The sequence below is a fragment of the Thermomonas sp. genome (assembly GCF_019104945.1).
Taxonomy (GTDB): domain Bacteria; phylum Pseudomonadota; class Gammaproteobacteria; order Xanthomonadales; family Xanthomonadaceae; genus Thermomonas.
In genome coordinates this window covers 112,307-134,885 of the sequence record NZ_JAHRWW010000001.1, presented here as the reverse complement: position 1 = coordinate 134,885, position 22,579 = coordinate 112,307, and the positions used below count along the sequence as shown (strand labels likewise).

General features: G+C 57.6%; 20 protein-coding genes. 4 read left to right on the top strand and 16 right to left on the bottom strand.

The genetic code is table 11. The features are described 5' to 3' along the window. From KUL77_RS00650 to KUL77_RS00630, 5 genes are all read right to left on the bottom strand, one after another. A partial coding sequence (locus KUL77_RS00650) for an ectonucleotide pyrophosphatase/phosphodiesterase (protein WP_297142199.1) occupies positions 1-699 on the bottom strand: 699 nt, incomplete at its 3' end. A 45-nt stretch (positions 700-744) separates the two neighbouring features. After that, the gene (locus KUL77_RS00645; RefSeq protein ID WP_297142196.1) at positions 745-2,052 is read right to left on the bottom strand and encodes a methyl-accepting chemotaxis protein; all 1,308 of its coding nucleotides are present in this window, start codon (positions 2,050-2,052) and stop codon (positions 745-747) included. Between the two features lie 16 nt (positions 2,053-2,068). Then, entirely contained in the window at positions 2,069-2,371 is a 303-nt protein-coding gene (locus KUL77_RS00640; RefSeq protein ID WP_297142193.1) for a hypothetical protein, read from the bottom strand. A 153-nt stretch (positions 2,372-2,524) separates the two neighbouring features. Further along, positions 2,525-3,016 carry a hypothetical protein gene (locus KUL77_RS00635; RefSeq protein ID WP_297142190.1) on the bottom strand — a complete coding sequence of 164 codons (492 nt, stop codon included), beginning with the start codon at positions 3,014-3,016 and terminating at the stop codon, positions 2,525-2,527. A 59-nt stretch (positions 3,017-3,075) separates the two neighbouring features. After that, positions 3,076-3,657 (bottom strand): TetR/AcrR family transcriptional regulator, encoded by a 582-nt coding sequence (locus KUL77_RS00630; RefSeq protein WP_297142188.1) that lies wholly within the window; start codon positions 3,655-3,657, stop codon positions 3,076-3,078. Between the two features lie 136 nt (positions 3,658-3,793). Between KUL77_RS00630 and hutU the strand changes: the two genes are divergently transcribed. Together hutU and KUL77_RS00620 are read left to right on the top strand one after the other, a co-directional pair. After that, positions 3,794-5,467, top strand: a complete 1,674-nt coding sequence (gene hutU / locus KUL77_RS00625) for a urocanate hydratase (protein ID WP_297142185.1) — start codon at positions 3,794-3,796, stop codon at positions 5,465-5,467. After that, a complete protein-coding gene (locus KUL77_RS00620) occupies positions 5,464-6,129 on the top strand; it encodes a DsbA family oxidoreductase (protein WP_297142183.1) in 666 nt (221 codons plus the stop codon). Before hutU ends, KUL77_RS00620 begins: the two co-directional genes overlap by 4 nt. A 62-nt stretch (positions 6,130-6,191) precedes the next feature. Here the strand turns inward: KUL77_RS00620 and aqpZ are convergent, their stop codons facing one another. From aqpZ to KUL77_RS00565, 11 genes are all read right to left on the bottom strand, one after another. Further along, on the bottom strand, positions 6,192-6,932 hold the full coding sequence (gene aqpZ, locus KUL77_RS00615) for an aquaporin Z (protein ID WP_297142218.1): 741 nt from the start codon (positions 6,930-6,932) through the stop codon (positions 6,192-6,194). A gap of 110 nt (positions 6,933-7,042) precedes the next feature. Continuing rightward, positions 7,043-7,777 (bottom strand): phosphoadenylyl-sulfate reductase, encoded by a 735-nt coding sequence (locus KUL77_RS00610; RefSeq protein WP_297142180.1) that lies wholly within the window; start codon positions 7,775-7,777, stop codon positions 7,043-7,045. A gap of 27 nt (positions 7,778-7,804) precedes the next feature. Further along, complete coding sequence (gene cysI, locus KUL77_RS00605) at positions 7,805-9,505, bottom strand: assimilatory sulfite reductase (NADPH) hemoprotein subunit (RefSeq protein WP_297142178.1); 1,701 nt, start codon at positions 9,503-9,505, stop codon at positions 7,805-7,807. A gap of 26 nt (positions 9,506-9,531) precedes the next feature. Then, on the bottom strand, positions 9,532-11,364 hold the full coding sequence (locus KUL77_RS00600; protein ID WP_297142175.1) for an assimilatory sulfite reductase (NADPH) flavoprotein subunit: 1,833 nt from the start codon (positions 11,362-11,364) through the stop codon (positions 9,532-9,534). A 154-nt stretch (positions 11,365-11,518) separates the two neighbouring features. Further along, a complete protein-coding gene (locus KUL77_RS00595; protein WP_297142172.1) occupies positions 11,519-14,629 on the bottom strand; it encodes a type I restriction endonuclease subunit R in 3,111 nt (1,036 codons plus the stop codon). Positions 14,630-14,672: 43 nt separating this feature from the next. Next, a complete protein-coding gene (locus KUL77_RS00590) occupies positions 14,673-15,278 on the bottom strand; it encodes a Fic family protein (protein ID WP_297142169.1) in 606 nt (201 codons plus the stop codon). 52 nt (positions 15,279-15,330) lie between these two features. Then, entirely contained in the window at positions 15,331-16,725 is a 1,395-nt protein-coding gene (locus KUL77_RS00585) for a restriction endonuclease subunit S (protein WP_297142166.1), read from the bottom strand. Beyond that, positions 16,722-17,075: a GIY-YIG nuclease family protein gene (locus tag KUL77_RS00580; RefSeq protein WP_297142163.1), complete on the bottom strand. Its 354-nt coding sequence runs from the start codon at positions 17,073-17,075 to the stop codon at positions 16,722-16,724. Before KUL77_RS00580 ends, KUL77_RS00585 begins: the two co-directional genes overlap by 4 nt. Positions 17,076-17,166: 91 nt before the next feature. Next, complete coding sequence (locus KUL77_RS00575) at positions 17,167-17,988, bottom strand: KilA-N domain-containing protein (RefSeq protein WP_297142161.1); 822 nt, start codon at positions 17,986-17,988, stop codon at positions 17,167-17,169. After that, positions 17,985-19,550 (bottom strand): type I restriction-modification system subunit M, encoded by a 1,566-nt coding sequence (locus KUL77_RS00570; RefSeq protein ID WP_297142159.1) that lies wholly within the window; start codon positions 19,548-19,550, stop codon positions 17,985-17,987. The genes KUL77_RS00575 and KUL77_RS00570 overlap by 4 nt, the downstream gene beginning before the upstream one ends. A 98-nt stretch (positions 19,551-19,648) precedes the next feature. After that, complete coding sequence (locus KUL77_RS00565) at positions 19,649-20,383, bottom strand: SIMPL domain-containing protein (protein WP_297142156.1); 735 nt, start codon at positions 20,381-20,383, stop codon at positions 19,649-19,651. 128 nt (positions 20,384-20,511) lie between these two features. Between KUL77_RS00565 and KUL77_RS00560 the strand changes: the two genes are divergently transcribed. Continuing rightward, a complete protein-coding gene (locus tag KUL77_RS00560) occupies positions 20,512-21,081 on the top strand; it encodes a Maf family protein (RefSeq protein ID WP_297142153.1) in 570 nt (189 codons plus the stop codon). Then, positions 21,078-22,571 (top strand): ribonuclease G, encoded by a 1,494-nt coding sequence (rng, locus tag KUL77_RS00555; protein ID WP_297142151.1) that lies wholly within the window; start codon positions 21,078-21,080, stop codon positions 22,569-22,571. The genes KUL77_RS00560 and rng overlap by 4 nt, the downstream gene beginning before the upstream one ends. The last annotated feature ends 8 nt before the right edge of the window (positions 22,572-22,579 follow it).

The window sequence follows — 22,579 nt, the reverse complement described above, 5'->3', positions numbered from 1 at the left end:
TTCACGCAGGTCGCGAACCTCCAGACCGGCGATCAATCGCGCCAGCGCCATATCCACCGCGACTTCCGCCTCGCGCACCTCCACGGAATCGGGTCCGTCGTCGTGCCCGGCATGGTCCACCTTGTCGAAGTACAGGGTGACGAACCGCGGCCGCCGCGGCAGCGGTTGGTCGAGCCAGGCCAGCACCTGGTCCACGCGCGCATCGGCCGGCATCGAACCGTCGAACGGCAGCCACTGGTCCGGGTGCTGGCCGGCGATCGGCGCCTCGGAGCCCGGCCAGAACATGGTCGCGGCATGCCCGCCGTGCTTCTGCAGGGTCACCCACGCCGGTTCGCCGCCCCACCAGCGCGGATCCTCCACCGCATCGCGGTCGCCCAGCGAGAACCGGCCGAGCACCGGGTCGCGCATGGTGTTGTTGACGATGCCGTGGTGGTCCGGGCGCAGCCCTGTTACCAAGGTGTAATGGTTGGGGAAGGTGAGCGAAGGGAAGGAGGGCTGCATCCCTTCAGCACGCACACCACGTTCGGCGATGGTGTTGAGGTTGGGCATTTGCTCGGCGGTGACGTCGCAGGGGCGCAGGCCGTCCACCGAAATTAGCAGCAGCGTTTGCGAAGCGGCGACAGACGCAGGCGGCGCGGTGGCGCAGCCAGCAATCAGGCCCAGTAGCGTGAGGGCGAGGAGGCGATAATAAGAAGGCATCCCCAGATCATACCCAAATCAAGCCTTTCTCGGCGGGATGCGCTGTTAATTTTGTGCGTGGAAAATAGCGATGGTTTGGGTGAGTTGTTGCACCTGCGTTTGCAGGTCGTGAATGGCGTTAGAGGCCTGTTCTACCAATGCGTTGTTTTGCTGGGTGGCTTGATCCATATGCACCACGGTTTGGCTGACCTGCTCGATGCCGATGCGCTGCTCCTGCGAGGCCGCGCTGATCTCGGCCATGATTGCAGTAACTTGCTGCACCGAATTCAAAATATCGTTCATGGTGGCGCCTGCCTGCTGCACCAAGCTTGCACCGGTGCCCACTTTCTCAACTGAGTCTTCTATCAAGCCCTTGGTTTGCTTGGCCGCTTCGGCACTGCGCTGCGCGAGTGAGCGCACTTCGCTGGCCACTTGCTGTGTGTTGCGGCTAAGGTCATTGGCGCGCTGGGCGTGGTCGGCATTTTGGCGCACGGCAGCGGTGAGCTGCTCCATTGCGGTGGCGGTGTTTTGTAAATTATCCGACTGCTGCTGCTGGCTGCGCTGTGCCAAGGCTTGGTTGCCACTTGCAATTTGATCGGTGGCTTGGCCGATGCTGTTGGAGCAGGCGCCGATGTTGTTGGAGCAGGCGCCGATGTTGTGCACGATATCGGCTAGGCGGTCTGCGGTAAGGTTGGCGTCGCGCTGCATCGCAAGGAAGTCGCCCTGATACTTGCCTTGAATGCGCAGCTCAAGATTACCTTCCGCCTGCGCGGTGAGCATGTGGCGGATTTCACCCAGCGCGCCACCCATGGCTTCCAGTAGTTGATTGATGCCGGTGGTCAGGGTGCCAATGAAGCCGGTATCCGTGGTGCGGGCTAGGCGCTGGCTTAAATCACCCGCCGCAGCGGCGGCCACGATACGCTCGATATTGTCTTCAAGCAACAGTTCTTGCGTGCGCTCATGCCAATGTACGGCGTAACCATTGCAGCGGCCTTGCTCGTCCAACACGGGGCTAGCGGTGCGGGTAAATTGTGCGTGGCCTAGGCTGAGTGTGTCTTGGATGGGCGCGCTAGTGCCTTCCAGGCGCTGGCGTGCGGCCTGCGGGTTGGCATCGAAGCGGTGTAGGTCAGAGCCTACGATATGGGCTTGATCCAGCTCCGGAAGCTGTGCTTGCAGCATTGCGCGCAGGGCAGGGTTAGCGTACACCGTGCGGTGTTCGGCGTCGGCAATCAGGAAACCATCACGCGAGGCATCGAGTGCAGCGCGGATGCGGCCATTGCGTTGATTAAGTTCGTGCTCGCGCTGCTGGCGCTCTTGCAGCTGTTGCTGCATGCGCATTGCGCCCTCGGCCAACGTGCCGGTGGGGAAGTGCATGTTTGTGGTGCGTGGGTCAGATGCCGCTGCCGGGGACAAAAATCATGACCGGCAGGCCCGCGTGCTGCATCCAGAAGAAGCTGATGTGATGCACGGCAAAAGCCGCTGCGGCAATGGTTACCGGAACCCAGTCGCGGTAGTACAGCAACAGGGCAACGATAATAAATACGCCGAAGTGGATTTCTATCAGTCCACCCGATTGCTGGATCATGGCGGCTTCTAGGGCCACCAGCACCAATGCCACCGTGTTGCGCGAGAGCATGCTGCCGGGGGCGGTGCGGATGATAAACCCCATCACCAGCAGTGACGGTACGGTCACGAGGGCAAACAACGTCCATTGTTTAGATCAAATTGAAATCCCCAGAGAGGCCAAGCCGAACAAAAGCCCACAGACGAAGAGCAAGCGGTCGGCCGCCTGTGCCAGCTGGCTGTGGTAGGAGGTTTGTGCAGTAGAAGGCTTCATCAGTTGGGCTCAGCAGGAACAGGTGGGGGCGAGTAGAACGGGGGCGCGCTGTTCTTCAAGTAACGCAGGAACCCAGCGTTCAAGGCCAGCATTGAGGTGGCCACAGAGCGCTGCAGGTAATTGCACCGGCCCTGCATACAGCACCCGGTGGTCGGCGGCCAAAAGCACAACTTCGGGTGCTTCGGACAATGAGTGTGGCCAGTCCACGGTGCGCACTTCACCGCCACGCTGGGCAAGCTGTGTGCGCAGCGTGTTCCAGTGCGGGCTTGCGAGGCTTCCGCATGGGCATTGCGACGTGCGCAGTTGCAGTGCCACCGGTTTGCCGGTGGTGGGCAGTTGGCCGTTATCTGCCAAGATGCGTAGCGCCTGCTGCAACTGCGCGGCATCACCTTGTGCGGGGCGTGCCATGCTCACCAAGGTCGCCACCGTCCAAACCAGCCATAGGGCAAGCACCCCGTAGCCGAGCCAGCGCGAGCGGTAGTGTGTGAGCAGGCGTGACATAGCATCACTATAGAACTACGCGGCTTAATATCGGCCAGACACTTGAACTCTTGAATACGTCAGCAGCAGAGGCCGCGGATCTGGTGCTGCAGTGAAGTTTCAAAAAATACCCGGAACTGCGCTTCGCTATGGCTAAAACGGCCCGCGCGATACAGGGCAATCAAGCCGTGCGCATGCGCCCACAGGCTCATGCTGATCTCCCAAGGGTCGGTGTCCCGCAGTAGCCCCTGCTGCTGCGCTTCCACCACCACGTCATGAATAACGTTAGCGGTAGGCGAGCGGCCTGCGTGGAAATCTTCGGGAAATTTACGCGCGTCGCTGCGGCGTGCGGAGAACGCATAGTCGAATAGGTGCGGGTAGGCCAGCGCGTAATCGAGGTAGATGCGTTGGGTGGCCAGCAGGCGATGGAGGGCGCCACCGCCATGGCGATGGGCGTCCCAGTGCCGGGTGATTTCGGCGAAGCTATCGTCGCAGATGCGTTTTAGCAGCGCTTCGCGGTTTGGGAAGTGGCGATAAATCGCCATGGGTGTAATGCCTGCCGCCGCGGCTACTTTGCGCATACTCACCGCTGCGGCTCCGTCGCGCTCAAAGAGTGCGCGTGCAGCGTGGAGAATGCGGGTGGCGGTAGGTGGGGCGTGCATGTGTACAGCGTACACATTTCGGTGTGAATGGGTATGAATCTTGTGCTGAATAGGTGGAAACCTGCCGCCAAGGGCTAGAGACCTGCGGGCAGACAGCGCAAACTTTCATGCATCAGGTTTTATCTAAGGAACTGTTATGAGCACCGGCAACCGTCACGACCCGTCCCGCAGCATTCGCGCCCCGCGCGGCAACCAGCTCACCTGCAAAAGCTGGCTCACCGAAGCGCCGTTTCGCATGCTGCAAAATAACTTGGATGCGGAAGTGGCCGAGCGCCCAGAAGACCTCGTTGTGTACGGCGGTATTGGCCGCGCCGCGCGCAACTGGGAGTGCTACGACAAAATTATCGAAACGTTGAAGACGCTGGAAGACAACGAAACCCTGCTGGTGCAGTCGGGTAAGCCGGTAGGCGTGTTCCCCACCCATGTGGATGCGCCGCGCGTACTGATCGCCAATTCCAATCTTGTTCCGCATTGGGCTACGTGGGAACACTTCAACGAACTCGATCAAAAGGGTTTGATGATGTACGGCCAGATGACCGCGGGTAGTTGGATCTATATCGGCAGCCAAGGCATTGTGCAGGGTACCTACGAAACCTTTGTGGAGCTGGGGCGGCAGAGCTACGGCGGTAGTCTGAAGGGCAAGTGGATTCTCACCGCAGGCTTAGGCGGCATGGGCGGCGCGCAGCCGCTGGCCGCGTCCTTGGCCGGGGCCTGCTCGCTCACTATAGAGTGCCGCCAAAGCAGTATCGATTTCCGCCTGAAAACGCGCTATGTAGATGAGCAGGCGCACGATCTTGACGACGCACTGGCACGAATTGCGAAGTACACCGCCGCAGGCGAAGCGAAGTCCATCGCCCTGCTGGGCAACGCGGCTGAGATTTTGCCGGAGATGGTCAAGCGCGGTGTGAAGCCGGATGCGGTAACCGACCAAACCTCTGCGCACGACCCGGTGAATGGCTATCTGCCGATCGGCTGGAGTGTGGAGCAGTGGCTTTCCGAACAAAAGGCTAACCCCGAAAAAGTGCGTGATGCGGCCAAGCAAGCCATGCGCGTGCATGTGGAGGCGATGCTGGCGTTCCATGCACAGGGCATTCCGACATTCGACTACGGCAATAACATCCGCCAAATGGCGTTCGACGTGGGCTGCACAAATGCGTTCGCCTTCCCTGGGTTTGTTCCGGCCTATGTGCGCCCGCTGTTCTGTCGCGGTATTGGCCCGTTCCGCTGGGTGGCGCTGTCGGGTGACCCGGAAGATATTTACAAGACCGATCAAAAGGTCAAAGAACTCATCCCCGACGACGCGCATCTGCACAACTGGCTGGACATGGCGAAAGAGCGCATCAGCTTCCAAGGACTACCGGCGCGCATTTGCTGGGTGGGGCTGGGCATGCGCCACAAGCTAGGCTTGGCGTTCAATGAAATGGTGCGCAACGGTGAGCTGAAAGCGCCGGTGGTGATTGGCCGCGACCATTTGGATTCTGGTAGTGTGGCCTCACCCAACCGCGAAACCGAAGCGATGAAAGACGGCAGCGACGCGGTATCCGACTGGCCGCTGCTGAACGCGATGCTCAACGTCGCTGGCGGCGCAACGTGGGTCAGCCTGCACCACGGCGGCGGCGTGGGCATGGGCTATTCGCAGCACAGCGGTATTGTGATCGTATGCGATGGGTCTGAGGCCGCCGATGCGCGCATTGCCCGCGTGCTGTGGAACGACCCAGGTACCGGCGTAATGCGGCATGCCGATGCCGGTTACGAAATTGCGCAGCAGTGCGCGCGCGAGCAGGGCTTACATTTGCCGATGCAGCCATGAGCGAACAAGTGATGAAACAACTGCGGATTGATTTTGTCTCCGACGTGATGTGCCCGTGGTGCGCCATTGGGCTGGCATCGTTGGAGCAGGCTTTGCTCAAACTGCAAGGTGATGTTGGGGTGGATCTTCACTTCCAACCGTTCGAGCTCAACCCGCAGATGCCGCCCGAAGGCGAACCGGTGGAAGCGCATCTGCGGCTGAAATACGGCATGACCCAAGCGCAGTTGGATGAAAATCAGGCGCGTATCGCCGCACGCGGTGCCGAGCTGGGTTTTACCTTCGACTTCAATGCACGCAGCCGGATGTGGAATAGCTTTGATGCCCATCGCCTGCTGCACTGGGCGGGTCTGCAAGGCTTAGAGCTGCAGCGTGCGCTCAAGCACGCATTGCTTCGCGCGCACTTCACCGAAGGGCGCAATGTGTCCGATCACGCCGTGTTGGCAGAGATCGCCGCAAGCGTCGGGCTTGATGCCGCGCAGGTACAAGCAGTATTGATGGAGGGGCGCTATGCCGATGATGTGCGCGAAGCGGAAGAGTTCTTCCGCCGGAACGGCATTACCGGCGTTCCAGCGATCATCATCGAACAGAAGCACTTGATAAGTGGTGGCCAGCCGGTGGACGTGTTTGAACGCGCCTTGCGGGAGATTGCGGTGGCGAAGTAGGAAAAAGTATTGAAAGAAAAAAGCCGCGAAAAATCTCGCGGCTTTTTTCATAGATGCGAGAGTTAAAGGTCGCCGGTTACGGCTGGGCGCTCTGGGCCAATCCACTTGTAGATCACGCCGCCAAGCATACCGCCGAGGAATGGTGCCAGCCAGAACAGCCACAGCTGCGACACAGAGGTTCCGCCCACAAAGAGTGCCACGCCGGTAGAGCGCGCGGGGTTTACCGAGGTATTGGTCACCGGAATGCTGATGAGGTGGATCAAGGTCAAGCCAAGGCCGATGGCAATGGGTGCAAAACCAGCCGGAGCGCGGCTATGGGTGGCGCCCATAATGATGATGAGGAACATCGCGGTCATCACCACTTCGCACAGAAATGCAGCGGCTACGCTATAACCGCCCGGCGAATGGCTGCCAAAACCATTGGTGGCAAAGGCCCCTGCGGAATTCGGATCAATCGCAAACCCTGCCGCGCCGCTGGCAATTTGAAACAGCACAGCAGCGGCGCAGACCGCGCCAACGACCTGTGCAGCAATATAAGGAATCAGGTCTTTACCCGGAAAACGACCACCCGCCCAAAGGCCAAGGCTTACTGCCGGGTTGAAATGCGCGCCAGAAATATGCCCGAACATATACGCGCCGGTGAGCACAGTGAGGCCAAACGCCAGCGCCACGCCCACAAAACCAATGCCCAGTGGGTTAGCGTCGCCACCAAATTTTGCCGCAAGCACCGCACTGCCGCAGCCGCCAAGCACCAGCCAGAACGTGCCGATACATTCGGCGGCCAGTCGTTTAATCATCGAGATCCCCTAATGTGATGGAGTGCGCACTCTGGGTGCGCGGGCTTACATTATCTGAAACCGATGTTTTTGTGTGGGGATGTTGGTGCTTAGACAGCACCTGCAATCTGGGTACCCTACGCCGCAGGCAAACTCGCTTCGCTAAAGTGCAGGCCGCATTCGCGGCGCAGGCCGAAGAAGCGGGTTTGCGCGATGTCCATGCCGGGTTGTAGCGGGCGTGTGGTGTGCACGTCGCCTACGGAGACATAGCCTTTCTGCGCCAGTGGGTGTTCGGGCAGGTCGTGCAGCAGCATGTAGGCGCCAATATCGATCTCGTTCCAATCGGCAATTGGGTGGAATTTGAAGCGGCCGTCTTTGAGGGTGAGGAAGGCGATATTTTTGCGCGTACTGGCTTGATTGCGGCGCAGACCTGCGTGCCAGCAGCGCACATTGAGCTGTTCTAGTGCGCGCTGCATGGGTTCTACTTTACTCAGCTGGTTGTAGCGGGCGATGCCTTCGCCGCCGTTTTCCCACAACTTACCAAAGCGCGCTTCCATCCATGCGCTGCCGATGTCGGGGCGGTACACCTTGAGGTTGAGGTGTAGCTGCTCGGTAAGTTGATCGGCGTAGCGATAGGTCTCGGGGAACAGATAACCAGTGTCGATGAGAATCACCGGAATATCAGCGCGAACCTGCGTAGCAAGATGCAACGATACCGCCGATTGAATACCAAAGCTGGTAGACAGCGCGTGGTTGCCGGGGATGTGTTCAAACGCCCACGCAACGCGCTCTTGCGCGCTTAGAGTGGCCAGCTGCCGGTTGTAGTCCAGTAGCTGTTCAAGCGAAGTAGTGGAGGGATCAAGCAGGCTCATGCGGAGGCTCCTGCGCAAAGAGGGAAATTAAATGGCTTCGGATGGATCGACGCGCACATGGGTGGGGTAGGCGGGTAGGGCAATCAGCGCTGCGCGATGCAGGAAGTCGCCAAAGTGCTCACCCGGTTCGCGTTCTGCGGCATAGCGGCCAAGCAGGGTGTCCAATGTTTTGAGGATGTCCGGCTCGGTGGCGTTATCCAAATATGTTGTGTTCATACGCATGCCGCGGTGGTCACCGCCAAGCATTAAGTTGTAGCGGCCGGGGGCTTTGCCAACCAATGCAATTTCCGCCAGATAGGGGCGCGAGCAGCCATTAGGGCAACCAGACATGCGGAATAAAATAGGTTGTTCACGCAGGCCGTGTTTATCCAGTAGTGGCTCAAGCAGGCCTAAAAAGCCCGGCAGGTAACGTTCGGACTCGGCCATTGCCAGCGCGCAAGTGGGTAGCGCCACGCAGGACACCGCGGTGCGGGCCAGCGCGGTAGGCGCTTTGTTTTCACGGTCAAGGCCGTACTGTTCAACCAGTGCGTCGATGCGTTCGCGCTGGTCTTCAGGTACATCGGCAATGATTACGTTCTGGTTGCACGTCATGCGGAAGTGGCCTTGGTGCACCTTCGCAATTTCGCGCATACCAGTAAGCAGCGGGCGGCCTTCGGTATCGGCGATACGGCCACTGGGAAGTGAAAGGGTAAGGTGCCAACGTTGGTCTTCACCTTGCAGCCAGCCGAAGCGATCGCCGTTGTGTTCAAACGTGTAGGGGCGTGCAGGCTGGAGTTTGAAGCCAGCGCGCTCTTCCATCATGGCCACAATTTTGTCGGAGCCGTGGTCGTCGATGGTGTATTTGAAGCGCGCGTGCTTGCGGTCTTTGCGGTCGCCAAGGTCGCGCTGCACGGTGACGGCGGCTTCGGCAATGGCAAAGACCTGTTCGGGTGTAACAAAACCAATCACATTCGCCACGCGCGGGTAATGCGAGGGGATACCGTGACTGGCACCCATGCTGCCACCAATGGCGACATTGAAGCCAGCAAGTGCACCTGCGTCATCGATGATGGCAATCAGGCCAACATCGTTTGCGAATACGTCAACGTCGTTATAAGGAGGAACGGCTACGGCGATTTTGAATTTGCGCGGCAGGTAGGCTTCGCCATACAGCGGCTCTTCTTCCATCTGTGTAGCGGGCGGTTGGTCTAACCATACTTCGTAATACGCTTGGGTTTTGGGCTTGAAGTAGGCCGATAGGCGCTGCGCCCAGTCGTGTACTTGCGCATGTAGGTGCGAGAGCAGGGGGTTGCTGGCGCCCAGCACGTTGCGGTTGACATCGCCGCAGGCAGAAACGGTGTCGAGCCCGGAAGCGTAGATCATCTGCATGGCTTCTTTTAGCTCGCGCTTGATGATGCCGTGCAGCTGAAAGGTTTGCCGTGTGGTAACGCGTAGTGAGTGGCTGGCGTAGGTGGTCGCAACCTGATCCAAAGCGAGCCATTCTTGCGTGCTGAACACGCCCCCGGGGGCGCGAATACGCACCATGAATTGATGCGCGGGTTCGAGCTTCTGGCGGCGACGCTCATCACGTAGGTCACGGTCGTCTTGCTGGTAGCTGCCATGAAATTTGATGGTACGCTGGTCGTCAAACGACAGCGATCCGGTGGTGGTGTCTTGCAGACCTTCAGCCAGCGTACCGCGCAGGTGATGGCTGTTGATCTTGATGTCTTCAACGGAAGGGTGGGACATGGCGTTGCTCTAATCTCTTGAATGCGTTAGTACACGTCGCGGGCGTAGCGGCCTTCGCGTTGCAGTGTGGAAAGAAACTCGGCGGCGGCTTCGGCGTTGCCTCCGTTGTGCTGGGTCACGATGTCGAGCAGCGCGGCGTGCACGTCTTTGCCCATCTTGATGGCACCACACACATACAGATGCGCGCCGTTTTGCAGCCAGTCGTACACATCGCGGCCCTGTTCGCGCAGGCGCTGCTGAACGTAAATTTTTTCCGACTGATCGCGCGAGAAGGCCAGGTCGAGGCGGTGTAACTCCTGCTTGTGCAAAGCATCCTGCCACTCGACCTGATAGAGAAAACCGGTATTGAAATGCTGGGCGCCGAAGAACAACCAGTTGCGCCCGGAGGCGCCGGTTTCAGCGCGTTCTTGTACGAAGCCGCGGAACGGTGCAACGCCGGTACCGGGGCCGATCATGAGGATGTCACGGCTGCTATCACTAGGCACGCGGAAACGTTCGTTCGGCTCGATATACACCGGCAGCTGCGCACCTTCTTCCAGCGCGGCTAAAAAGCCACTGGCAGCGCCGATATGCTCATGGCCGTGGGCCTGATAACGCAGCACGTCTAAAGTGAGATGCGCTTCTTCGCCTACGCGCTTGCGGCTAGAAGCGATGGAATACAGGCGTTTGGCCTGCGGGCGCAGCGCGGCCACAAGCGCGGCAGCGTCCCACTCGGCGGGCCAGCGGCGCAGCGCGTCAATGAGTTGATGATCATTGAGCAGTGCGGCAAAACCAGCGTTGCCGGGTTCCAGCAAGGCTTTCAGGTCTTTTGCTGCGGCGCGTTCGGCCAGTGTGGTGAGCAGCGGCTTCGACAGGCGGGTGAGCTCGCGTTTTTCCGCCAGCCACTGCGACAGCGGAAGCGTCTGACCGTTGTGGGTGACGCTGGTGTCGCCATTGAGCTTGGTGACATCCAGCACCGAGTGAATTAAGGCGTCGGTATTGCGATGAATAATACCCAGCGCGTCGCCCGGCTCGTAGGCAAGGCCGCTGCCTTCCAGTGCAAGTTCAATATGGCGAACGTCTTTGTCCTGCGGGCCGTACACGCGGAATGCGGTGGGCTTGTATTCGCGCCCGGTGATGCGCTGGTTGCCCAGCACTTCAGCGGTAAACGGCTTCTCGTGCGTCCATGCGGCGGCTAGCGGACGCAGAGGGGTAACGGTGGCGAGATGCGCCGCTGGGGCCGCAGTTTTCAGCAGGTCTTTGGCGTGGGAAAGCGCCTGTTCGCGCCACGGAGCGGCGATGAGTTCAACTTCAAGGTCTGCCTCACCTAGCGCCTGCAAACGGCTGCCTCCAAGTTCGCTTAGGCGTGCGTCAATCTTCCGCGCCGCACCGCAGAAGTCGGCGTAGCTGGTATCGCCTAGGCCTAAAACGGAATACTTCAGCTGGCCAAGTTTTGGCGCGCGCTTGCCGTGCAGAAATTCGACAAAGCCAATCGCGTCGTCCGGCGGGTCGCCCTCGCCTTGGGTGCTGATCACCACATACAACAACTTTTCGTTGGCGAGCTCGCGGGTGGCGTAGGCGTCGGTGCGCAGCAGCCGTGCTGGGAGCCCAGCGGACTGTAGCGCCGCGTGCAAGGCTTCCGCAGCACGCTTGGCATTACCGGTTTGGCTGCCGTAGAGAATGGTGGCGGGCTGCACCGGCGCAGCCGCCACGGCGGCGGGTGGGGCAGAAATTGCGGTGGATAGGCTAGAGCGCGCCAGCCCGGCCAAATAGCCGGAGGCCCATAGCAGCGCGCTGCTGTCTAGGCCTTCTACGAGCCGCGCTAAAGCATTGGCGGTATCGGGCTGGAGGGGTGTTGGAAGAAGCGCAGGCTGTGACATCGTGGGCAACCCACTTTAAGCAGGGGAGCCGTGATCATCTGCGTTTCTTCGACAAATCAGAAAGGATGCTGCGCCATGCGTTTATGCAGCCAGCGCATAGACCACATTGATACCGGTTTGTTATGTGGATATGGCCGTGGTGTGGCGCGTCGGCTCATATCACGCCGCCCACGCCTTTGAACTTCTCCACAAACGCCGCGATTTTCTGGAATATGCTTTGCTTATTGCGCAGGTACTGCGGGTTCAGCGGGCTCATCTTGGGCAGTACGGCGTTGAGCTCGGTACCGCTGTCGCTGGCGTATTCCCGCTTGAGCGAGGTGGTGATATAGCGTCGTGCCGCCTCGGCATTTAGGTTTTCGGCGTTGATCAGTTCTTGCGCCTCGCGCTGCTGTTCGGCTTGAGCAAAGGTGAAGAAAGCATCGATCACACTGGCCTTGTCGCCAATCTGGTCCAGATCAGTCTGGTTGATGAAGTCCACCAGCAGGCTTTCTTTGGCTCGGTTGCCAAGGCTGGCGCGAATCACCCGGCGCACTTCATCCACCAGCTCCGATTTGCTTTTGATCTTCTTGTTGTGCTCAAAAATCAGCTCTAGGATGTAATCCAGATTGATTTCCTGTGATTTGAGCAGATCCACCTCAAAGACCACATCATCCCAGTCGATGGTGGATTTATCCTTCTCGGTGGAGGATTTTTCCCGGCGCAGCCAATCGCGCACATCGTTATAGGTGGAACGGTAGTCCTGAATTCTCCGCTCAGACGGCAGTGTGATCGCCTGCAGTTCGGCCAGTTTTTCATCATCCAAATAGTGCGCGGTTTTGAACGCTTCCACCGCTGCTGGCTCGCTCATATCAACGCTTTGCAAGGCACGCAGCGCGGCAAATTCATCATAGTTTTGCAGCACGTTCTCCACGCGCAAATATTCTCCAAACAGTTTCGCGAAGGCTTTTTTGTCCGCCTCTTTTTCAATCGCGGCAGGGTTGGGGAAACGCGTTTCGAGCTCCTTCACTACCTCCATAAAGCCCCGCCGTGCTTCGCCACTCGTCGCATCGGTGAAGCCTTCCATGTACTCCGTATAGCTCTTTTCCAGCACCACGTTCTTAGTGTTCTTGTCACCGAACAGGGTGATGGCATCAATCGTCGCCTGTTCCAGATCGCGGAAGGTGACGATGTTGCCGAAGGTTTTGGTGGCGTCGAAAATGCGATTGGTGCGCGAATAGGCCTGCATCAACCCGTGGAAGCGCAGGTTTTTATCGACAAACAAGGTGTTGAGTGTAGGCGCATCAAAGCCGGTCAGGAACATGCCCACCACGATGAGTAGGTCGATCTCCTTGGCCTTAACTTGCTTGGCCAGATCGCGGTAATAGTTCTGGAAGCCGTTGCTGTCCACGCTGAAGTTGGTCTTGAACAGCGCGTTGTAATCCGCGATGGCCGCGTTCAAGAACTCTTTTGCGCTGCTGTTCATGGCCGAGACATCAAAACTCTCGTCCTGAATGTCGCCGACCGCATCCTGCTCTTCGTTGGCGGCGAACGAGAAGATGGTGGCTACCCGAAGCGGCTTATCGCTGCCCTTTTGTAATTCCCGGAAAGACTCGTAATACAGCTTGGCGGCATCCACGCTGCTGACGGCGAACATGGCGTTGAAACCCCGGCTTTTATAATCAGCACCCGCCTGCAGTCGGTGGGTTTTCTGCCGGAAGTTGTTCAGGATGTACTGGGTGATCTCGCGAATGCGGTCAGGGTGCAACAAGGCCTGCTTGTTTTCTGCCGCACTGAGCTTTTTCTCATCCTGCTCCGTTTCAAGAGCCTTGAATTGTGGGCGTACGTCGTTGTAGTCGACCTTGAACTTCAGCACCTTTTCATCGCGGATCGCATCGGTGATCACATACGAATGCAGCTCACGGCCAAACACGCTGGCGGTGGTTTCTGCACCCAGCGCGTTTTCCGGGAAGATCGGCGTGCCGGTGAAACCGAACTGATAGAACTTCTTGAACTTCTTTTTCAGATTCTTCTGAGCTTCGCCAAACTGGCTGCGGTGGCATTCGTCAAAAATGAACACCGCCTGTTTGGTGTAGATGGGTAAGTCCACCTCGCTCTTCATCAGGTTGTTGAGCTTCTGGATGGTGGTGACGACGATCTTGTTGTCGTCCTTTTCCAGATTGCGCTTCAGGCCCGCCGTGCTGTCCGAGCCGTTCACACTGTCTGGTGAGAAGCGCTGGTACTCCTTCATGGTCTGGTAATCCAGATCCTTGCGGTCCACCACAAAAAACACCTTGTCGATGAAGGCAAGCTCACAGGCCAAACGCGCCGCCTTGAAACTGGTCAGGGTCTTGCCTGAGCCCGTGGTGTGCCAGATAAAGCCACCGCCCTCAATCTGACTCCAATGCTTAGCCTGATGACTGCTTTTGACCTTCCACAAAATGCGCTCGGTGGCAGCAATCTGGTAAGGCCGCATCACCAGCAGCGTGTTGCTGACGTCAAATACCGAGTAATGCAGCAGCACATTGAGCAGGGTGTGCTTCTGGAAGAAGGTGGCGGTGAAATCCTTTAAGTCGCGGATCAAAGTGTTGTCCGCCTTCGCCCAGTTCATGGTGAAGTCGAAGCTGTGCTTGTTGCGCGCTGTGGTGTTGGCAAAATAGCGGCTGTCGGTGCCGTTGGAGATCACAAACAACTGCAAATATTTGAACAAGGAATGCTCGCTGTTAAAGCTCTCCTTGCTGTAACGATGCACTTGGTTGAAGGCCTCCCGGATCGCCACGCCGCGCTTCTTCAACTCCACTTGAACCAGCGGCAGGCCATTGACCAGAATGGTCACGTCATAGCGGTTGGCGTGACTGCCCGTCTGCTCGAACTGCTTGATCACCTGCACCTTATTGCGGGCGATGTTCTTCTTGTCCAGCAGGTAGATGTTCTGGATGCGGCCATCGTCAAAGACAAAATCGTGGATGTAGTCGTCGTGCACCTTGCGGGTTTTTTCGACGATGCCATCACTGGGTTTATCCAGCCAGGTTTCCACAAAGCGCCGCCACTCGCCATCAAGAAACTGCACATTGTTGAGCGATTGCAGCTGCACGCGCACATTGGCGAGTAGTGCGTCTGGCGTATTCAGGACGAGTAGGTATTCGTAGCCCTGATTTTGTAAATCCTGAATGAACTCTCGCTCCAGATCGTTTTCGCTCTGGTAGCCATCCGCCACTTTCCAGTCTGGGTTGTATTTGTCCAGAACAATGAAGTTGTTGGTTTCGGCGATGGTTTTGTAGTCGGTCATTGGTATCAACTTGGGGCAAAAGATCGTGGGTTCGGGCTGTGCACTACAGCTCGCCGGTTTTGAATTCGCTATACCCTTCGTAGTAATAGCTCACATCGATACCTTTCATGAACAGTGCTCGGTCATCCACCTTGTCTGTGAGCGCCTGTTTGAGTAGCGCCTTGATTTCCAGATCTTTCACCACGCTGCGCTGCATCGCCGAGAGGTATTCCGCCTTGTCCACCAAGTTCCAATCCACCACCTGCCGTATCCCATTTTTTAACATCAGATCCAGCCAAATACGGGTGGCGCGGCCATTGCCTTCGCGAAACGGGTGAGCAACATTCATCTCCACATATTTTTCGATGATTTCATCAAAAGTGCCTCGTGGCATGGCATCGATCTGTTTCAGTGCAGCATCAAGATAAAGCACTGGCGCAAAACGGAAATCGCCCTTGGCGATATTCACATCGCGGAGTTTGCCGGCAAAATGATAGATATCGTCGAATAAATACGCATGGATAAACGACAGGCCATGGAAGGTGCCCACTTCGGCCTTGTGAATATCGCCCGAGTCAAACAGCTGTTTGGCCTTTTGCTTGCTGAGTTTTTCTTCGGCTTTGGCGAGTTCAACCTGATTGTCAATGCCGAGTTTGTTTTCCAGAATCATGCTGCCTCCTAACTGTCACCCTGCGCGAAGTCGCAGGGTCTGTATGTGGTTTTTATGGATTCTGCGACTCCGCTTCGCTTCGCGCAGAATGACGCGGGGAGTGCTTCGCGCAGGATGACACGCGCGGAATGACGGATTCCTCAAAGCTCAGCAGTTTATCGCGGTAGTGTTCGTATTGCTGCCGGCGCGCCTTGATTTCGGCGGGCAGGCCGGAGGACAAGTCGTTTACCAGCGCGTCGAACTTGTCGAGGATGGAGACGATGCGGGCTTGTTCTTCCAGTGGTGGCACCGGGATGCGGATCTTGGAAAAACCATCAATCAACAGAGTATTGACTTTGGTGCGCGCCACATACTTTGCTTTCTCGGCAATAAACGAAGTTGTCTGCATGCAGTAGGAAACGAACTTCGGATTCATCGAATGACGGAAGGCATAGCAGTGGTCGTGAATAGCTACCTCTTCATCCCCGAGCCATGCCACGGCCTTGCCGACATCTTCGACAGTTTCGCCAACGTCGGTGATGACAACATCGCCTGGCTTGGCGTAACGCAAGGTGCCTGCCATATCCGAACGGACCTGTGAGATGGCGTGATGGGCCCACACGCCATATTGCGTGTAAATCTCTCCGTAGTGGATGACGCTGATGCCATCAGCCACGTAGTCCGCCTTCGTAAAGCGGCGACCACGCATGAATGTTCCAACCTCACCCAAAGTTGCCCACCGCACACCGTCATTCTGCGCGGAGCGTAGCGGAGTCGCAGAATCCTCCGCACTAGAGATGGATTCCGCGACTGCGCGCGGAATGACCGTGTTTGAGTCGTGGCCGAACGTCAAGAGCGCGTCGCGGTAGTACTGGTACTGCCGCCGACGCGCCTCCAGCTCCGCCTCCAGCTCCGCCTCCAGCTCCGCCTCCAGCTTGGTGAAAGTGTCCAGCACTTTCACGATTTCACGCTGGATTTCGAGGGGGGGAGCCGGGATGCGAAACGATTTGACCGCAGTGTCCGTGATGGTCGGGTAGCTTGCACCGCGTTCGTTTGCTTCCACGTGAGCGTAAAAGGCATCGGTGCCAATCAGGTGGAACAAAAAATTCGGCAACACCATGTCGGTGTTGGGCCGTAGGACACAGTAACCCGTGCTGCAAATCTCTCCGTCGTACTCCGGCGGTATCAGCGTGTACCGCTTGAGCATCGGTCGCGTCGTTCCAAAAATGACATCACCTGCACGCACGATTTGCTGTGCTCGACTGGGAGCGTTCTCGTGAGTGATCGTCTGCGTATCGACGATGGCGTGTGTCACCCGATCAACGGACGCGAGGTCAATGTATCTGTACTCGTTGTCCTGTACCTCTGCCCATTTGATATTGGTTGTGCGGCGGACGACCTCGCGGATTTCTCGGAACACCACCCCCTCCGGACAAATCTGCGCAATCAATTCGTCAATCCGGCTCATGCCTCATCTCCTTTACCGTCATTCTGCGCGGAGGGCGCGCCAGCGCCCGCAGTCGCAGAATCCAGCCAGCTCATGGCGAGGTCATCCCAGTCTGGATTCGTCTTTTCAATCAAGTTGATCTTCCATTGCCGTCCGCGATTTTTGATCTTCTTCTCAAGTTCGATTGCCGAGACAATGTTCTCGCCCTGAACGAACCACACCAGGCGGGTAACGTCGTACTTGCTGGTGAAGCCTTGCAGCATATGGTGCTTGTGCTCATGGATGCGGCGCTCCAGATGGCTCGTTACGCCGGTGTACAAGGTGCCGTGCTTCTTGCTGGCCAGAATGTAAACGTAAGCCGTTTTCGTCATGGTGTGAGCTCATGAGTGGATTCTGCGACTCCGCTTCGCTTCGCGCAGAATGACGAAGGGGAATGCTGCGCAATCAATTCATCAATACGGCTCATGGTTTTTTACCTCCATCCAATCGCTGCACGCTCTTATCGGCCAGCAGCAGAGTCATCTGCCCGATGGCCGTTTGGTTCAGCAGCTTCAGGCGCTCGCTTTGCGCCAGCCCTTGCTGGATGAAATGTGCGTTCAGGGTTTCGAGATTGGCCAGACACACCAGCTGCGCGGCATTGGCCTCGTCGCGGATGTTCCCCTTTTGGCCGGGGTGGGCATCGCGCCATTGCTGGGCGGTTAGCCCAAACAGCGCCATGTTGAGCAGATCGGCCTCGCTGGCGTAGATCTGACTGGTTTGTGCGGAGGTGAGTTCGGCGGGAATCAGGTGTGCCTTGATGGCATCGGTGTGGATGCGGTAATTGATCTTGGTGAGGTTGCGGCGAATGTCCCAGCCCAGTTGCCCGGCTTCGGCCTCCTTCAGACGCTGGAACTCCTTGATGAGGTAGATCTTGAACTCAGCACTGATCCACATGCCGAACTCGAAGGCAATGTCCTTATGGGCGTAGGTGCCGCCATAACGTCCGGCTTTGGCAACGAGGCCGATGGCGTTGGTTTTTTCGACCCATTCCTTGACGCTGATCTTGTAGCTGTTAAGACCCGCCTGACTTTTAATTGCGGCGAATTCGCCATAATTAAAATTCGGATTGTGTACCTGTTCCCAGATACCGAGGAACTCTACGGTGTTGCGGTTACGCAGCCAATCAGAAATGAAGAAGTCCCCATCCTTGGCCTTGAGCATGTCGGTCAGGGAGATGAAGTCCATGTCGTCCATAGTCAAGACGGTGACAAGTGTCCCCTTGACCTCGATTTTTTTGTTGCTCATGCCTCATCTCCTTCCAGTTCTGCCACGATGGCATCAATGGCGGTGCGCAGCTCGGCTTGCCGCGCCACGATGTTGGCGATGTTGGCGTTTAACGTCTTGATATCAATCACCTCTCGGGTGTCGCGGGCTTCGATATAACTGCTCACCGAGAGGTTGTAGCCGTTGTCGGCCACCTGTTCGAACGGCACCGACTTGGCAAAGTGATCGACGTTTGCCTTGCTGTCGAACACGGCCATGATTTCTTCAATGTGCTTATCCAGCAGCACGTTGTTATTGGTTTCTTTTTTGAACAGCCCGCTGGCATCGATGAACTGGGTGGTGGTGTCAGTTTTGTGTTTCGAGAGCACCAGAATATTCACGGCGATGGTGGTGCCGTAAAAAAGGTTGGGTGCGAGCGAGATCACGGTTTCGACGTAGTTGTTATCTACCAGATATTGGCGGATTTTCTGCTCGGCTCCGCCCCGGTAGAAGATACCTGGGAAGCACACAATCGCAGCGCGGCCTTTGCTAGATAGGTAGCTGAGCGCGTGCAGCACGAAGGCGAAGTCGGCCTTGGATTTGGGCGCGAGCACGCCAGCGGGGGCAAAGCGTTCGTCGTTGATGAGCGTCGGATCGTCTGAGCCTATCCACTTCACCGAATACGGCGGGTTGGAGACGATGGCATCGAAGGGTTTGTCGTCGCCAAAATGCGGGTCGATCAGGGTATTGCCCAGCTGCACATTGAACTTGTCGTAGTTGATATTGTGCAAGAACATATTCATCCGCGCCAAGTTGTAGGTGGTGTGGTTGATTTCTTGCCCAAAAAAACCTTCCTCGATGATGTGTACATCGAAGTGCTTCTTGGCTTGCAGCAGCAGGCTGCCTGAGCCACAGGCCGGGTCGTAAATCTTGTTGACGCTAGTTTGGCCGTGCATGGCAAGCCTAGCAATCAGCTTGGAGACATGCTGTGGAGTAAAGAACTCGCCGCCCGATTTACCGGCATTTGCGGCGTAGTTGGAGATGAGGAATTCGTAAGCATCGCCAAATAGGTCGATCTGGTTTTCTTCAAAATCACCGTCGTGTGCGTCGCCGAAGTCCAGATCACTCACGCCTTTGAGTACGGCGGCTAGGCGGGTATTTTTATCTTTGACGGTGTTGCCCAATCGATTGCTGGTAGTGTCGAAGTCGGCAAACAGGCCTTTGATGTCGTGCTCGGAGGGGTAGCCGTTGGCGGAGGCCTCAATGGCGGCAAAGATGGCGGCCAGATCAGTGTTCAGGCTTTCATTGGTGTGGGCGCTGGCCACCACCTTGGCAAACAGTTGACTGGGGTAGAGAAAAAAGCCCTTGGTCTTGATGGCGTCGTCTTTGATGTCGGGCGTAATGACGTTGTCGGGCAGTTCGGCATAGCGCACGCCTTCGTCACCGCCTTCGATATAGCTGGCGAAGTTTTCGCTGATGAAGCGGTAGAACAAGGTGCCCAGCACATATTGCTTGAAGTCCCAGCCGTCAACGGCGCCGCGCACCTCATTGGCGATGGCCCAAATTTGGCGTTGCAGGGCGGCGCGTTGTTGGGCACTGGTCATGCTGGGTTTCCTAGGTTTCAACGTCGATAAAGATCGTTGAAAGCCTAGCAGAGGGTCATGATACCGACTACTTCGAAATACCCATGGTGCGCTGCTGCTTAGCTGCCTAGTTCAAACACCATCTCTACTTCAACCGAAACTGTGCTTTCGCCGGTGGCAACGGCGGTGTCGGCGGCCATGGCCATTGGTGCTGCTGCAGCCATGCGATACATAGGGCGAGGTGTGGGGGCGCGTGCGCCACCTTCATTGATGCTGATGATGCGCAGCACCTTCATCCCCAATGTGTTGGCATAGGTTTGTGCCTGCGCTTGGGCTTTTTTGACCGCGGCGATGCGGGCTTCTTCAAGCGCTGCTTCGGGTTTGTCGAGGCTGAAACTAGGGCCATTGAGCTGGTTAGCCCCCTGCGCAACCAAGGCATCGAGCACTTTGCCCAGCTTAGCCAGGTCACGCACTTTCACGCTCACCGTATTGCTGGCCTGGTAGCCCACGATGGCGGGGGGCATGTTTTCGACATATTTATATTGCGGGTTCAAATTGATGCCACTGGTTTGCAGGTCGCGCTCGCCAATGCCTGCAGCGCGCAGCGCGGCCATCACCTTGTCCATCTTTTGGGCGTTATCGCGCATGGCAAGGTTGGCGTCGCCGGACTGGGTGACTACGCCGGTGGAGATATTGGCGATATCGGGCGTGCGGCTCACTTCGGCGGATGTGGCGATGGTAAGCAGGGTGCCACGCACGGCGGCGGTATCGGATGTGGGCATGGCGGTAGCCTTCAAGGGCAGGGCGAGCGGAAGCGCAAGGGCGAGGGCGAGCACGATTGGGCGTAGCGGCATGGGAGACTCCTGTCGAAACGAGATGAAAACAGCCGCCTGCTGGCGGGTGTGAATGCATAGTGAGTCAAAACGCACGTTTGTGACGGTTTTTTGCTGAACACGGTCAGCTGCAGGTTAGACTTCCAAACATGTTGCATCTTGCCTCTCAATCTCCGCGCCGTTCCGAACTGCTGACCCGTCTGGGGGTGGCGTTTGGCCATTTGGATCTCAACGTTCCCGAGCAGCAGGGGGCGAGCGAGGCGGCAGCCGACTATGTGCGCCGGGTGGCGCGGGAAAAGGCTGGGGCGGGGCTGCTGAAGGTAATCGGTTCGGCCGAAGCCGTGGTGCTGGGGGCGGATACCGAAGTGATTTTAGACGGTAGGGTGTTTGGTAAGCCTGCCGATGCTATCGACGCGGCAGCCATGCTACGGCAGCTGTCTGGGCGCACCCATGAGGTGCTAACTGCTGTTTCGCTGGTGTCGGCGGCGCGTGAAGCGCAGGCCACCTCGCTCACGCAGGTGGTAGTGGCGGCGCTGAGTGATGCCGACATTCAACACTATATTGATAGCGGCGAGTGGCGGGGCAAGGCCGGTGCGTATGCCATTCAAGGTCAGTTTGAAGCCCATGTAGAGCGCATTTCTGGAAGCTATTCCGGGGTAATGGGCTTGCCGCTGCACGAAACGGCCGCACTGCTGCGCCAGTTTGGGGTGCTAGCATGAGCGAAGAGCTGCTGGTCAACGTTACCCCGCGCGAGACCCGTGTGGCCGTGGTGGAAAACGGCATGCTGCAAGAGCTGCATATCGAACGCGGCAGCCAGCGCGGCGTGGTGGGCAATATCTACAAGGGTAAGGTGCAGCGGGTGATGCCCGGCATGCAGGCCGCTTTCGTGGATATTGGCCTTGATCGCGCTGCGTTTTTGCACGCCAACGATATTTTTCGCACGCCGCCTTTGGAAGCGGTGGATGGTGAAGACAGTGCCGCCGTGCCGCCCCCACAGGTGCAGGTGCCCATTGGCGAACTGCTGCGTGATGGCGCAGAAATTGTGGTGCAGGTGGTGAAAGACCCCATCGGCAGCAAAGGTGCACGGCTCACGACACAAATCAGTATTCCTTCGCGCTATTTGGTGCTGCTGCCGCGCACGAAAGTGATCGGCGTATCGGCGCGCATTGAAGACGAAGACGAACGCACACGCCTGAAGGCATTGCTGGCGGAACTTACCGCAAGCAGCACCGGCCACGGCTATATCGTGCGTACCAATGCCGAAGGGCAGGCAGACGAAGCCTTGGCCGAAGACGTGGCCTATCTGGGCCGCGTGTGGGAGTTGATCGAGCGTAATTCTGCAACGGCCCATGTTGGTAGTTGCATCTACGAAGATTTTTCGTTGCCGCTGCGTGCAGTGCGCGATTTGATTCGCCGCGACGTGGATAAAGTGAAAGTCGATTCGCGCGAAACCTGCGAGTGCTTGCGCGAGTTCGCGGCCAAATACATGCCCGCACTGGCCGATAAGATCGAACACTATTCCGGGCAGCGCCCCATCTTCGACATGTACGGCGTTGAAGATGAAATCCAGCGCGCGCTGGATAAAGAAGTGCCGCTGAAATCTGGTGGCTATTTAGTGATCGATCAAACCGAGGCGATGACCACGGTGGACGTGAACACCGGCAGTTTCTTGGGGCAGCGCAATTTAGAAGAAACGGTTTACCGCACTAATTTGGAAGCTGCGCAGGCGGTGGCGCGACAACTGCGCCTGCGTAATTTGGGCGGGATTATCATTATTGATTTTATCGATATGCATGATGTCGAGCACCGTCGGCAAGTGCTGCGCACGCTAGAAAAATCATTGCTGCGCGACCACGCCAAAACAACGGTGTATGACTTCTCGCCACTAGGCCTTGTGGAGATGACCCGCAAACGCACGGTGGAAAGTCTTGAGCGGCGTCTGTGTGAGCCCTGCCATGAATGCAGCGGGCGTGGCATGGTGAAGACAGGGGAAACCGTCACTTACGAAATTTTCCGCGAGATCGTGCGTGCAGTGCGCCAGTTCGACGCAGCACGGCTGCTGGTGATCGCTTCACCCAAAGTGGTGGCGCGGATTACCGATGAAGAGTCTAATGCGGTGGTGGAGCTGGAAGAGTTTATTGGCAAGTCGATCCGTTTTCAGGCCGATGCGCAGTATCTGCAAGAGCAGTTTGATGTTGTATTGCTCTAATCCGTCTG

Excerpts from the sequence above, each read along its gene's own strand:
- KUL77_RS00610 (WP_297142180.1), bottom strand. The coding sequence starts at position 7,777 with ATGAGCCTGCTTGATCCCTCCACTACTTCGCTTGAACAGCTACTGGAC.
- rng (WP_297142151.1), top strand. The coding sequence starts at position 21,078 with ATGAGCGAAGAGCTGCTGGTCAACGTTACCCCGCGCGAGACCCGTGTG.
- KUL77_RS00620 (WP_297142183.1), top strand. The coding sequence starts at position 5,464 with ATGAGCGAACAAGTGATGAAACAACTGCGGATTGATTTTGTCTCCGAC.
- KUL77_RS00600 (WP_297142175.1), bottom strand. The coding sequence starts at position 11,364 with ATGTCACAGCCTGCGCTTCTTCCAACACCCCTCCAGCCCGATACCGCC.
- hutU (WP_297142185.1), top strand. The coding sequence starts at position 3,794 with ATGAGCACCGGCAACCGTCACGACCCGTCCCGCAGCATTCGCGCCCCG.
- KUL77_RS00590 (WP_297142169.1), bottom strand. The coding sequence starts at position 15,278 with ATGATTCTGGAAAACAAACTCGGCATTGACAATCAGGTTGAACTCGCC.
- KUL77_RS00565 (WP_297142156.1), bottom strand. The coding sequence starts at position 20,383 with ATGCCGCTACGCCCAATCGTGCTCGCCCTCGCCCTTGCGCTTCCGCTC.
- KUL77_RS00570 (WP_297142159.1), bottom strand. The coding sequence starts at position 19,550 with ATGACCAGTGCCCAACAACGCGCCGCCCTGCAACGCCAAATTTGGGCC.
- KUL77_RS00585 (WP_297142166.1), bottom strand. The coding sequence starts at position 16,725 with ATGAGCCGGATTGACGAATTGATTGCGCAGATTTGTCCGGAGGGGGTG.
- KUL77_RS00580 (WP_297142163.1), bottom strand. The coding sequence starts at position 17,075 with ATGACGAAAACGGCTTACGTTTACATTCTGGCCAGCAAGAAGCACGGC.
- KUL77_RS00595 (WP_297142172.1), bottom strand. The coding sequence starts at position 14,629 with ATGACCGACTACAAAACCATCGCCGAAACCAACAACTTCATTGTTCTG.
- KUL77_RS00645 (WP_297142196.1), bottom strand. The coding sequence starts at position 2,052 with ATGCACTTCCCCACCGGCACGTTGGCCGAGGGCGCAATGCGCATGCAG.
- cysI (WP_297142178.1), bottom strand. The coding sequence starts at position 9,505 with ATGTCCCACCCTTCCGTTGAAGACATCAAGATCAACAGCCATCACCTG.
- KUL77_RS00575 (WP_297142161.1), bottom strand. The coding sequence starts at position 17,988 with ATGAGCAACAAAAAAATCGAGGTCAAGGGGACACTTGTCACCGTCTTG.
- KUL77_RS00635 (WP_297142190.1), bottom strand. The coding sequence starts at position 3,016 with ATGTCACGCCTGCTCACACACTACCGCTCGCGCTGGCTCGGCTACGGG.
- KUL77_RS00560 (WP_297142153.1), top strand. The coding sequence starts at position 20,512 with ATGTTGCATCTTGCCTCTCAATCTCCGCGCCGTTCCGAACTGCTGACC.
- KUL77_RS00630 (WP_297142188.1), bottom strand. The coding sequence starts at position 3,657 with ATGCACGCCCCACCTACCGCCACCCGCATTCTCCACGCTGCACGCGCA.